The organism is Streptomyces aurantiogriseus (assembly GCF_014649375.1).
Taxonomy (GTDB): domain Bacteria; phylum Actinomycetota; class Actinomycetes; order Streptomycetales; family Streptomycetaceae; genus Streptomyces; species Streptomyces aurantiogriseus.
The window spans coordinates 204,952-217,449 of sequence record NZ_BMSX01000006.1 but is presented as its reverse complement, the minus strand read 5'-3'; the positions used below and the strand labels follow the sequence as shown (position 1 = coordinate 217,449).

Here is a 12,498-nt window from a genome sequence, read left to right as displayed (position 1 = left end):
TCCTGTGGTTTCCGTGGACCGTTTCCGTGGATCGATCGCGTGGATCGATTCCGTGGATCGTGGGTTTCCGTCGCTCACATCTCGAACGACTCGTGATGGATGCGACGGGCGGGGACCCCGGCGCCGCGCAGTGCCTCGTACACGCCTTGGGCGAAGCCGGCCGGCCCGCACATGAAGACGTCGTGCTCCTCGATGTCCGGCAGCTTGCGGCGCAGGGAGTCCGCCGAGATGTCGGGTCGCTCCCCGTCGGGGCTGTTGACCGCGTACATCAGCCGCGCCCCCCGCTCGTCGGCGATCTTCGCCAGCTCGTCCCACAGCGCCAGGTCCTGCGTGCTGTTGGCCCGGTAGAGGAGGGTGATGTCCCCGGCCGCTCCCGGCAGCGTCTCGAACAGCGCCCGCATCGGCGTGATCCCCACCCCGCCGGCCACCAGCAGCACCTTGCCCTGGCTGCGCCGGGAGGCCGTCATCGCGCCGTAGGGACCCTCGGCCCACACCTTCACGCCGGGCTTCAGCCCGCGCAGCGCCGCGCTGTGGTCGCCGTTCGCCTTGACCGTGATCCGCAGCAGCCCCGGACGGGGCGCCGCCGACAGCGAGTACGGATGCGAGCTGAACCGCATCCCCGGAGCCATGAACCGCCACCGGAAGAACTGCCCGGCCTCCGCGCCGATCCGGTGCAGCTTGCGCCCGCCGATGAGCACCGACACCACGCCGGGCGTCTCCTCGATGACCGCCTCGACGTACATGCGGTGCCGCAGGTTCAGCCGGATCGGCGTGAGGATGCGGTACCAGATCACGAGCGCGGTGACCGACCCGTAGAGCACGTACCAGGCGGTCTTCGCGGTCGGCTCCACCACGAAGTCGTTGCCGGTGGTGAGCTGGTGCCAGAACGTCAGGAACACCGCCGCGTAGGTCAGCAGGTGGACGTGGTACCAGGTGTCGTACGGCAGTTTGCGGCGGACCGGGCCGATCGAGAGCAGCCCGATGACCAGCAGCAGACCGGTGCCGATGGCGGCCTTGCCCATGTCCGGCAGCTGGTTGACGGAGTCGATCGTCTGCTGCCCGATGTCGCTGAGCGACTTGCCGGCCTGCAGCGCGTACCCCCACATGATGAGGAACACGTGCGCGAAGGTGAGGCAGAGCGTGTACCGGCCGGACATCGCGTGCCAGCGCGCGACCCGGTCCGAGCCCACCCGCCGCTCCAGGGCCGGCACCCGCGCCATCTGGAGCACGACGAGTGCCATCAGGTACCCCGCGAGCAGGCCGGTGATCCGGCCCGCTTGGAGGATCTTGCCGTTGGTGTCCGCGATGGACGGCGTGTTGTTCCACCACAGCCACAGCACACCCGCCGCGCCCGCCCAGACGGCGATCAGCAGCGGGACGGCCGGGGAGCGGCGCGGACGGATGCGGCGCATCGTCTGGCGGCGGGCGGCACGGCCGCCGGCGATCGTCGTGGTCACGGTTCCTCCGTGGGTACTGACCCTTGGCCCACAGATACGGGCCGCAGCCGCGGAGTGTTCAGTGCCCTGCCGAGTCCGATGCGCAGGTTCGCGGTGAAACGTGCGGGTGGGCCGGGGGAGCGTCCCCCGGCCCACCCGCACCGCACCGTTCCGGCTAGCTCACCCCCAGCGGGTTGAGCAGGTCCGCCCGCCCCTGGAAGGCGTACAGCAGCAGGTCCGTCATCGCGAAGACGTCCTTGGCGTTGCGCTCCTCGACGGGGCTGAGGAAGGGCCGCCAGAAGGGGTCGCGCACGAGGGAGTACCGGCTGCCCTCGATGGCCCGGTGGAACACCTCGGCGACGATGCGCCCGCCGACGCCGGTCAGCTTGCCGCCGCCCTTCACCTCGGCCTCGCGCAGGACGTAGAACCACAACGGGCAGTTCCTGGCGAGCTGTTTCCTGAGGCCGTCGGAGAGCTGAGCGCCACCGCCCTCGCCGAGATCGGCCGCGGACAGCGGCTCGACGTCGACCTTCCGGTCGACGAAGTGCTCGACCATCTGCTGTCCCGTCGCGAGACGCAGCATCGAGGCCCGGGTGAGGTTGCGGAAGGCGAGGTTCAGCTCGATGGCCGGGGGCGCCGGCTGCCCGCGGCCGCCGAAGGCGCCGAGCGGCAGGTTGGCGAGCGGGTTCACCAGCAGGGTGTCGATGCGCTTGGCGACGTTGAACTGCGCGTCGGGCACGAGGAGTTCCGCCCGGTCCGGCACCGCCTCCCCGAAGGCGAACAGACGCCGGAAGTCGGCGATCCAGTTGGTGGGCAGACGCTCGAAGTCGCCCGCCTCGGGGTCCGTCGGGTCCGCGGGAGGCGGGGAGAGGATGCCGCTGGTGCCGCTGAACTGGAACAGCAGCTCCAGGGTGCCCCGGCCCCGGTCGAAGACCCTGTTCCAGTTGTAGCGGCCCCGGACCATGCTGTGGCCCAGCCGGTAGGCGGCCACGGAGAACTCGATCGGCATCGTCGGCCGGTCCTGCTCGCTCGGGGCCGGCTCGAACACCCGGCGCCCGTTGGTGAAGACCTCCGTGACGACGGCGGGATCGACGATCCGGGGCAGGAAGTCGTGCACCAGCATCCACTGGTAGTGCTTGACGACCGTCTCGCGCGCCGACTCGAACAGCACCGCGCTGGACACGCCCTTGTCGACCAGGTCGGCCACCACGCGGTTGTGGAACCGGATGAAGGCGTTGTGGATCTGGGCGACGACGAGGTTCTCGTCGTTGCGCGGGTCAGGGATGAGCGCCCGGCGCCGCTCGGAGCGCAGCGAGCCCGCGCCCACACGGGGCAGGTCGAAGCCGGCGAGCGACTGGCCGACGACGGAGCCGTCCCCCGGCACGCCCTGGGTGGTGCCGGTCTTCAGCCGGAGCCCGTCGTCCTCGTAGAACCGGCGGTCGAAGCGGTGGTCCGGCCCGAGTCCGTAGAGGGAGTCGAGGTCCAGCGCCGGGGAGCGGCCCTGGAGGAGCTCCCGCACCGTGATCTCTTCCTCGAGGCGCACCGCGGTGGCGTCCAGCGTGAGGTCGTGGTCCACGAACTGGCCGAGGTAGGTGAAGCCGGCCGGTACGTCGGCCTGGTCGGGCTGGTCCCGGTCGGGGTCCGTCATCGCCTCGGCCAGCTCCGTACGGGCGGCCCGGTCGAGCATCTGGGACGCCTTCGCCCGGGGGCCCAGCCGGGAGAACTGGAAGCGGCGCAGGGCCGCCACGGTGGAAGGCGCCAGCGGTTCCGCGGGGCCGCCGTCCGCCGACTCGGCGAGGACACCCTCGCCGACGACGTAGAACGAGGAGCGGACATGGCGTTTGCTCTGTGGTTCGCGTGCGGGTCGGAACATGAATCCCCCATGTGGTCCCGATGCGCGAGAGCGCGCACGTGTGTGCCCACCGTAGGAGACGAGACCGGCGGAAGGGAGGATTCCGTCAAATGCCCCAAGAAACGCTTGCGCGTACACATGGCGCACATGACATGTTGGTGTCAATTCGGGCGTACGGGAGCGGGAGGGGAAGGGGGCTGGGGGGAGGACCCGGGCAGGGGCAGGGGCAGCCCCGGCAGCCCATCGATGCTCGTGGCCACGTGCTCCTTCTTCTCGAAGTACGCGCTGAGCGACTCGTCGTCCTCGCGCGCGAACCGCTTCGCGTGCAGATCGCGGTCCTCGTCGTACGTCATGAAGGGCACCGCGTACCCGCAGGTGTCCCGTACGAGTTCGGCGTGCACGACGATGATCGCGCGCAGGCCGTGCGGGGTCGGGTCGATGTCCGGGAAGTGGGCGAGGAGTTCCTGGAAGCGCGGATCGTCGCGGAAGACCGGCTCGCCGCGGCCGTGCACCCGCACGATGTTCGGCGGCCCCTGGAAGGCGCACCACATCAGGGTGATCCGGCCGTTCTCGCGCAGATGCGCGACGGTCTCCGCGTTGGAGCCGGCGAAGTCGAGGTAGGCCACGGTGTGCTCGTCGAGCACGGCGAACGAGCCCTTGAGGCCCTTGGGGGAGAGGTTGATCGTGCCGTCGGCGGACAGGGGCGCGGTCGCGGTGAAGAAGAGGGGCTGCTCCTCGATGAACGTACGGAGCCTGCCGTCTATGCGCTCGTAGGTCTTTCCCATGGCTGACGATTATTCCGGGAAAGTCTTTTGGCTGTCTAAGGAATTACGGTTTCTGAACCGCTTTCCGACCGGTTTCGGACCCGGTGTCGGATCCCCTCCGAACACGGCGGTGGCCGCCCCGGCCGACGTTTCGTCGGGGCGGCCACCACGCCTGTCACCTCACTGGTTCAGCGTGCACGGCGCGAAGGCCTCGAGGCCCTCGGGCTTCTCGGCGGCGCGGCCGATGGCGGTCTCGATGCGGTTCAGCGCGGCGACGCGCTTGTCCTCGAGGGGGCCGAGGATGGCGTTCTGGACGAAGTTGGGGCCGCCCTGGCCGACGGTGTCGATCAGGCGCTGGTTGGCCTCGGCGATCTGGGTGTCGAGGAGCTCCAGGTTGCGGGTGACCTCGGCCTGGGCGGAGGCCGGGATCGCGGGGAGCTGTGAGGTCACGTCCGGGCAGCTGATCGTGCCGGCGGCACCGGCCTCACCGGCGCCCGCGTCCCCTGCGTTGCCCGCGTCTCCGGCGCCCGCATCCCCTGCGTTACCGGCGCCCGCGTCCCCCGCGTTACCGGTGTCTCCGGCGTTGCCCGCGTCTCCGGCGTCCCCAGCATTGCCCGCGTCCCCGGCGTTGCCCGCGTCCCCGGCCGCCGCGCCGCCGGCGTTGAGGGCGCAGGGCGCGAGGGCGTCGAGGCCCTGCGGCTTCTCGGCGGTGCGGCCGATGGCGGTGGCGATGCGGTTGACGGTCGCGATGCGCTTGTCCTCGAGGGGGCCGAGGATGGCGTTCTGGACGAAGTTGGGGCCGCCCTGGCCGACGGTGTCGATCAGGCGCTGGTTGGCCTCGGCGATCTGGGTGTTGAGGAGCTCCAGGTTGCGGGTGACCTCGGCCTGGGCGGTGGCCGGGATCGCGGGGAGCTGCGAGGCCACGTCCGGGCAGCTGATCGTGCCGGGGGAGGACGCGAGGGTCTTGGCGTTCGTGGCGCTGTTCTTGGACTCCCCGGCGAGGGCGGAGTTCACGACCACGGCGCCGGTCAGCGCCAGAGCGGCGGCGCCGCCGATGACCGCCACGCGACGCTTGTTGTACTTCGGAAGAGCCCTGGACATGCGGATGCCTCACTTGGGTCAGGAGTGGGTTTACAAACGCGGCGCCAGCGTTCGGTGGGGAGTACGAGTAAGCGGTTGCCGTTGTTCAAAGCCGTTTCAAAAAGTTCTTCGGGTTCGAGGGTTTGGGTGCCCGGATTGACGAACCATGCAGACTCCTGCATACTCATGCATGTCAGCGAATGCACTGTGAGGAGAAACCCGTGACCGAGCGCGTCGTACTCGCCTACTCAGGCGGTCTGGACACCTCCGTCGCCATCGGCTGGATCGCCGAGGAGACAGGCGCCGAGGTCATCGCCGTTGCGGTCGACGTCGGCCAGGGCGGCGAGGACCTGGACGTCATCCGCAAGCGCGCCCTCGCGTGCGGCGCCGTCGAGGCCGAGGTCGCGGACGCCAAGGACGAGTTCGCCGACGAGTACTGCCTCCCGGCGATCAAGGCCAACGCCCTCTACATGGACCGCTATCCGCTGGTCTCCGCGCTCTCCCGGCCGACGATCGTCAAGCACCTCGTCGCCGCCGCGCAGAAGCACGGCGCCACGACCGTCGCCCACGGCTGCACCGGCAAGGGCAACGACCAGGTCCGCTTCGAGGCCGGCATCGTCGCCCTCGCCCCCGACCTCAAGTGCATCGCCCCGGTCCGTGACTACGCGATGACCCGTGACAAGGCCATCGCGTTCTGCGAGGAGAAGAACCTCCCGATCGCGACCACCAAGAAGTCCCCGTACTCCATCGACCAGAACGTCTTCGGCCGCGCCGTCGAGACCGGCTTCCTCGAGGACATCTGGAACGCCCCGATCGAGGACATCTACGAGTACACCCAGAACCCGGCCACCCCGCGGGAGGCCGACGAGGTGATCATCACCTTCAAGGAGGGCGTCCCGGTCGCCATCGACGGCAAGCCCGTCACCGTCCTGCAGGCCATCCAGCAGCTCAACGAGCGCGCCGGCGCCCAGGGCATCGGCCGGATCGACATGGTCGAGGACCGCCTCGTCGGCATCAAGTCCCGCGAGGTCTACGAGGCTCCCGGCGCGATCGCCCTGATCACCGCCCACCAGGAGCTGGAGAACGTCACCGTCGAGCGCGAACTCGCCCGCTACAAGCGGCAGGTCGAGCAGCGCTGGGGCGAACTGGTCTACGACGGCCAGTGGTTCTCCCCGCTCAAGCGCGCCCTGGAGGGCTTCATCAACGAGGCCAACCAGCACGTCTCCGGCGACATCCGGATGACCCTGCACGGCGGCCGCGCGGTCGTCACCGGCCGGCGCTCGGACTCGTCCCTGTACGACTTCAACCTCGCCACCTACGACACCGGCGACACCTTCGACCAGGCCGCGGCCAAGGGCTTCATCGACATCTACAGCCTGTCGTCGAAGATCGCGGCCAAGCGTGATCTCGCGTAACCGCCCTCGCAGGGCCGCTCGCAAGGCCTGAGAGACACCTCATACGCACTAGCCTGACAACCGCCTCCTCACTCACGTCGTGGGGAGGCGGCGGCACATCCGGACCCTTCTGAGGAGCACAGCAAGTGAGCAGCAACAGCGGTGACGTACGGCTCTGGGGCGGCCGTTTCGCCGACGGTCCCGCCGAGGCCCTGGCGAAGCTGTCCGCGTCCGTCCACTTCGACTGGCGGCTCGCGCCCTACGACATCGCTGGTTCGCGCGCCCACGCGCGCGTGCTGCACAAGGCGGGCCTGCTCACCGAGGACGAGCTGACCCGGATGATCGCCGGGCTCGACCAGCTGGAGGCGGACGTCGCCGACGGCTCCTTCGTCGGCACGATCGCCGACGAGGACGTGCACACCGCCCTGGAGCGCGGCCTCCTGGAGCGCCTCGGCCCCGACCTCGGCGGCAAGCTCCGCGCCGGCCGGTCCCGGAACGACCAGGTGGCGACCCTCTTCCGCATGTACCTGCGCGACCACGCCCGGATCATCGGCGGTCTGATCGCCGACCTCCAGGACGCGCTGATCGGGCTGGCCGAGGCCCACCCGGACGTGGCGATGCCCGGCCGCACCCACCTCCAGCACGCCCAGCCGGTCCTCTTCGCCCACCACGTCCTCGCGCACGTGCAGTCCCTGGCCCGGGACGCCGAGCGGCTGCGCCAGTGGGACGAGCGCACGGCCGTCTCCCCGTACGGCTCCGGCGCGCTCGCCGGCTCCTCCCTCGGGCTCGACCCCGAGGCGGTCGCCAAGGACCTCGGCTTCGAGCACGGCAGCGTCGGCAACTCCATCGACGGCACGGCCTCCCGCGACTTCGTCGCCGAGTTCGCCTTCATCACCGCGATGATCGGCGTCAACCTCTCCCGGATCTCCGAGGAGATCATCATCTGGAACACGAAGGAGTTCTCCTTCGTGACCCTGCACGACGCGTTCTCCACGGGCTCGTCGATCATGCCGCAGAAGAAGAACCCGGACATCGCGGAGCTGGCGCGCGGCAAGTCCGGCCGCCTGATCGGCAACCTGACCGGCCTCCTCGCCACGCTGAAGGCCCTGCCCCTCGCCTACAACCGCGACCTCCAGGAGGACAAGGAGCCGGTCTTCGACTCCTGCGACCAGCTCGAGGTCCTCCTCCCCGCCTTCACCGGCATGATCGCCACCCTCACCGTCAACCGCGAGCGCATGGAGGAACTGGCCCCGGCCGGCTTCTCCCTGGCCACCGACATCGCCGAGTGGCTGGTCAAGCAGGGCGTGCCGTTCCGCGTCGCGCACGAGGTCGCCGGCGAGTGCGTGAAGGTCGCCGAGGCCGAGGGCAAGGAGCTCGACGAGCTCACCGACGAGCAGTTCGCGAAGATCTCCGCCCACCTCACCCCCGAGGTGCGCTCCGTCCTCAACGTGCCGGGCGCCCTGGCCTCCCGCAACGGCCGCGGCGGTACGGCGCCGAGCGCGGTCGCCACCCAGCTCGCCGAGGTCAAGGCGGACGTGGCCGCCCAGCACGCGTGGGCCACCGCGAAGGAGAAGAAGTAGCGGCTCGGGTGACTCAGGGGCATCACGGGTTACGTTGGTCCGGAGCCGTACCGGAGCCGACCGAACGGAGCCCGCGATGCCCTTCGCCCGTCTCGCCTCAGCGACGACTCCCACCTGCCACCTCGGCCTGGGCCTCGCCGCAGTCGGCCGCCCCGGCTACATCAACCTCGGCCGCGACCACGACCTCGGAGAGGACCGCAGCGTCGAGGCCCTGCGCACCCGCACCCACGAACTCCTCGACGCCGCCCACGCCCAGGGCGTCCGCTACTTCGACGTCGCCCGCTCCTACGGCCGCTCCGAGGAGTTCCTCGCCGACTGGCTGAAGGCCCGACCCGAGATCGACGACATCGTCGTGGGCAGCAAGTGGGGCTACACCTACACGGCCGACTGGTCCACCGACGCCGAGCAGCACGAGGTCAAGGACCACAGCGTCCGGACGTACGAGCGTCAGCGCGCCGAAACGGCCGAGCTGCTCGGCGACCGGCTCGACCTGTACCAGATCCACTCGGTGACCCCGGACAGCCCGGCCCTCACCGACAAGGAACTCCACGCGAAGCTCGCGGAAGCCGCCGCCCAGGGCCTGACCATCGGCTTCTCCACCAGCGGGCCCGCCCAGGCCGACGCCGTCCGCGCCGCCCTCGCCGTCGAGGTCGACGGCACCCCCCTCTTCCGTACCGTCCAGTCGACGTACAACGCCCTGGAGACGTCGGCGGCCCCCGCCCTCGCCGAGGCCCACGACGCCGGACTGACAGTGATCGTCAAGGAGGGCATGGCGAACGGCCGCCTCGCGGAACCGCACGCCCCGGACGCCCTGAAGGCGGTGGCGGCGGAGACCGATCTCGGCTGTGACGCGGTCGCTCTCGCGCTGATCCTGCGGCAACCGTGGGCCGGGGTCGTCCTCTCCGGCGCCGCGACCACCAGCCAGCTCGCCTCCAACCTGCACGCGGCCGTCGTCGACCTCGACGAGAACCAGCTGGCCCGCCTCACCGCACTGGCCGAGTCCCCGCAGGTCTACTGGGAGCGGCGCGGACAGCTGCCCTGGCACTGAGGAACTCCACGGCGCTCTGGCACTGAGGAAACCCCCGGGGCTGTGGCGCTGAGGTACCACACGGCGCTCTGGCACCGAGGAACCCCCGGAAAGGCCACACGCGTGAGTCACACATGCCCACTGTGAGACGTCAATGTCTCATGTGGTTTATGGTTGTCTCATGGCTGTCGACCGTGACCACGTACTGCGCAGCGCCGCAGCCCTGCTGACCCGCAAATCCACCGCGACCATGGACGAGGTCGCCAAGGCCGCCGGGATCAGCCGGGCCACCCTGCACCGGCACTTCGCCGGACGCGACGCGCTCGTGCGGGCGCTGGAGGCGCTCGGCATCGCGGAGTGCGAGGCGGCCCTGGAGCGGGCCCGCCCGGACGACGGCCCCGCGAGCGAGGCCGTCCGCCGCCTGGTGCGCGAGATCGAACCCGCCGCCGCCCTGCTCGCCTTCCTCTACACCGAGAACCAGCTGTTCGAGGGCGAGGAGCAGAACGAGGGCTGGGCCAGGATCGACGACCGCATCGCGGCCCTGTTCCGGCGCGGCCAGGCGAGCGGCGAGTTCCGTATCGACCTCACCCCGGCCTGGCTCACCGAGGCGCTGTACGGCCTGCTGGCCTCCGGCGCCTGGGCGATCACGGAAGGCCGGGTCGCCCGCAAGGACTTCACCCACATGATCGTCGAGCTGCTGCTCGGCGGCGCCCTACGGAGAGAGGAACCATGACCAGCACCCTGCAGCCGGAGACCACGACCGAGGCGGTGAAGCGCCCGGGCCGGTGGCTCGCGCTGTCCGTCCTCGTGCTCGCCGTGCTGCTGGTGGCCGTCGACGCGACCGTCCTCGGCCTCGCGACCCCGTACATCAGCGAGGACCTCGAGCCCTCCGGCACCCAGCTCCTGTGGATCGGCGACGTCTACTCCTTCGTCATCGCCGGCCTGCTGGTGTCGATGGGCAGCCTCGGTGACCGCATCGGCCGCAAGCGGATCCTGCTCGGCGGTGCCACGGCGTTCGGCGCGATATCCGTCCTCAACGCCTACGCGGCGACGCCCGAGACGATGATCGTGGCCCGCGCCCTGCTCGGCGTCGCCGGCGCGACCCTCATGCCCGCCACCCTCGCCCTGATCCGCAACCTCTTCCACGACCCGCGCGAACGCAGCCTGGCCGTGGGCATCTGGGGCGCGACGGCCTCCGCCGGTACGGCAGTCGGCCCGGTCGTCGGTGGCTTCCTCCTCGAACACTTCTGGTGGGGCTCGGTCTTCCTCATCAACCTGCCCGTGATGGCGGTCCTCGTCGTGGTCGGCATCAGGACCCTGCCCGAGTCCCGCAACCCGAACCCGGGCCCCTGGGACCTGACCAGTGTCGTGCTGTCGCTCGTCGGCATGATCGGCGTCGTCTACGCCGTCAAGGAGGCCGCCACCCACGGCCTCACCTGGGCCACGCTCGCCGCGGCCCTCCTGGGCACGGCCGCCCTGTACGGCTTCGTGCGCCGTCAACTGGCGCTGCCGACCCCGCTGTTGGACATGCGGCTGTTCCGCAACCGTGGCTTCAGCGGCGCGGTCCTGGCCGACCTGCTGACCGTTCTCGGCCTGTCCGGCCTGGTCTTCTTCCTCTCCCAGTATCTGCAACTCGTCCAGGGCAGGCGTCCGTTCGAGGCGGGTCTGGCCGAACTCCCCGCCGCCCTGGGCGCGGTGGCGGCCGGTCTGGTCGCCGGCCGAGCGGCCCGCCGCCTCTCCGTCCGCGCGGTCGTCTCCGGCGGCCTCGCGGCGATCGGCCTGGCCCTGGCCGCCCTGACGGTGATCGACGAGTCCACCGGCTACCCGCTCCTGGGAGCGGCCCTGCTGATCGTCGGCGTGGGCGCCGGCTTCTCCTTCACGGTGACCGCCGACGTGATCCTCGGATCCGTCCCCAAGGAGCAGGCGGGCGCGGCGTCGGCGGTCTCGGAGACGGCCTACGAACTGGGCGCGGCGCTGGGCATCGCCGTACTCGGCTCGATCGTGACCGGCGTGTACCGGGACTTCGCGGCCCCGACGGGCACACCGGAAGGGGCGCACGAGTCACTGGGCGGCGCGGTGGAGGCGGCGGCCGGCATGCCGTCGGGCAAGGCAGAGGCGTTGCTGGCATCGGCTCGAGACGCGTTCGTCGACGGCCTCACGATCGCCGCCGGGGTGGGCGCGACGATCCTGCTGGCGACGGCGGTCGCAGCCTGGTTCATGCTGCGTGGCCAACGGTTGGGCCACGGGAGTTAGAGGCGTGGGGGCTGCACCGACGTGCGGCTTCGCCGCATGGGCGCGGCCGGCCCCCACGCACCGGCACCCGAAGAACCGCCCGGCCGCCGGAGGCCTACGCCGCCTTGGCCTTGGTGGCGTACATGTCCACGTACTCCTGCCCGGACAACCTCATGACCTCGGCCATCACGGAGTCCGTCACAGCCCGCAGCACATACCGATCCCGGTCCATCCCCTCGTACCGGGAGAACTCCATCGCCTCACCGAACCGAACGGTGACCCGCCCCGGGCGGGGCATCCCCGCACCACCCGGCTGCAACTTGTCCGTCCCGATCATCGCGAAGGGCACGACCGGCGCGCCGGTCATCAGCGTCAGTCGCGCGATCCCGGTCCGCCCCCGGTACAGACGGCCGTCGGGGGAACGCGTCCCTTCGGGGTAGATCCCGAAGATCTTCCCCTCCTCCAGCACCCGCCGACCGGTCATCAGCGCGGCCACGCCCCCGCGCCCGCCGTCCCGGTCCACGGGGATCATGCCGACGCCGGTGAAGAACCACGCCATCAGCCGGCCCTTGAGGCTCTTGCCGGTGACGTACTCGTCCTTGCCGATGAAGAAGACCTGCCGGTCGCACACCAGCGGAAGGATCATCGAGTCGATGAAGGTGAGGTGGTTGCCGGCCAGAATGACCGGGCCCTCGCCCGGGATGTGCTCCACGCCTTCGACCCGGGGGCGGAACATCAGGCGCATGACCGGTCCGAGCACTGTCTTGATGAGCGCGAAGCGGGACAACGAGCCCTCCGATGTCAAGGGAAAACGGTATGAGTCTGTGCAGGTGAGGACGATACTCGCGGCAGCCCGGTCACCGCACATCGGGTTCACCGAGGTCTTACGCACTGTTGACGTACGTTTACCTGCACGGGCGCCCCGTAGCGGGTCCGACACACGGGCGAACGATGTGACGGACGACGCGGCCGAGGGGAGACGAGCGTGCGCCTCGCGGCGCGGCCCGGCTACGACCGGGACGACCACGGCCGGTACCGACCGGCTACCCTGACCCGCCCCGACGAATCCGACGCCCCGTCACATCGCCGTACCGTTCCGGCCATTCCGCGTCACCCAGACGTTCGAATTGACG

Annotated in this window: 10 protein-coding genes; 5 read left to right on the top strand and 5 right to left on the bottom strand. The window is 70.4% G+C overall.

The genetic code is table 11. The features are described from left to right. Window positions 1-74: 74 nt before the first annotated feature. From IE263_RS15590 to IE263_RS15575, 4 genes are all read right to left on the bottom strand, one after another. Window positions 75-1,457, bottom strand: coding sequence for a ferredoxin reductase family protein (locus IE263_RS15590; protein ID WP_189936680.1), 1,383 nt, complete (start codon window positions 1,455-1,457; stop codon window positions 75-77). 154 nt (window positions 1,458-1,611) lie between these two features. Then, window positions 1,612-3,309, bottom strand: a complete 1,698-nt coding sequence (locus IE263_RS15585) for a peroxidase family protein (protein ID WP_189936678.1) — start codon at window positions 3,307-3,309, stop codon at window positions 1,612-1,614. Window positions 3,310-3,449: 140 nt separating this feature from the next. After that, window positions 3,450-4,073, bottom strand: a complete 624-nt coding sequence (locus IE263_RS15580) for a pyridoxamine 5'-phosphate oxidase family protein (protein WP_189936676.1) — start codon at window positions 4,071-4,073, stop codon at window positions 3,450-3,452. A gap of 159 nt (window positions 4,074-4,232) precedes the next feature. After that, on the bottom strand, window positions 4,233-5,153 hold the full coding sequence (locus tag IE263_RS15575; protein ID WP_189936674.1) for a hypothetical protein: 921 nt from the start codon (window positions 5,151-5,153) through the stop codon (window positions 4,233-4,235). 200 nt (window positions 5,154-5,353) lie between these two features. Between IE263_RS15575 and IE263_RS15570 the strand changes: the two genes are divergently transcribed. From IE263_RS15570 to IE263_RS15550, 5 genes are all read left to right on the top strand, one after another. Continuing rightward, window positions 5,354-6,547, top strand: coding sequence for an argininosuccinate synthase (locus tag IE263_RS15570; RefSeq protein WP_189936672.1), 1,194 nt, complete (start codon window positions 5,354-5,356; stop codon window positions 6,545-6,547). A gap of 125 nt (window positions 6,548-6,672) precedes the next feature. Next, the gene (argH, locus tag IE263_RS15565) at window positions 6,673-8,106 is read left to right on the top strand and encodes an argininosuccinate lyase (protein ID WP_189936670.1); all 1,434 of its coding nucleotides are present in this window, start codon (window positions 6,673-6,675) and stop codon (window positions 8,104-8,106) included. Window positions 8,107-8,182: 76 nt separating this feature from the next. Further along, on the top strand, window positions 8,183-9,154 hold the full coding sequence (locus IE263_RS15560) for an aldo/keto reductase (RefSeq protein WP_189936668.1): 972 nt from the start codon (window positions 8,183-8,185) through the stop codon (window positions 9,152-9,154). A 160-nt stretch (window positions 9,155-9,314) separates the two neighbouring features. Further along, entirely contained in the window at window positions 9,315-9,866 is a 552-nt protein-coding gene (locus IE263_RS15555) for a TetR/AcrR family transcriptional regulator (RefSeq protein ID WP_229910999.1), read from the top strand. Beyond that, window positions 9,863-11,386, top strand: coding sequence for an MFS transporter (locus tag IE263_RS15550; protein ID WP_189936665.1), 1,524 nt, complete (start codon window positions 9,863-9,865; stop codon window positions 11,384-11,386). The genes IE263_RS15555 and IE263_RS15550 overlap by 4 nt, the downstream gene beginning before the upstream one ends. A gap of 94 nt (window positions 11,387-11,480) precedes the next feature. On the opposite strand, the gene IE263_RS15545 is transcribed toward IE263_RS15550, so the two are convergent. Next, window positions 11,481-12,152 (bottom strand): lysophospholipid acyltransferase family protein, encoded by a 672-nt coding sequence (locus IE263_RS15545; RefSeq protein WP_189937002.1) that lies wholly within the window; start codon window positions 12,150-12,152, stop codon window positions 11,481-11,483. Window positions 12,153-12,498: the final 346 nt, after the last annotated feature.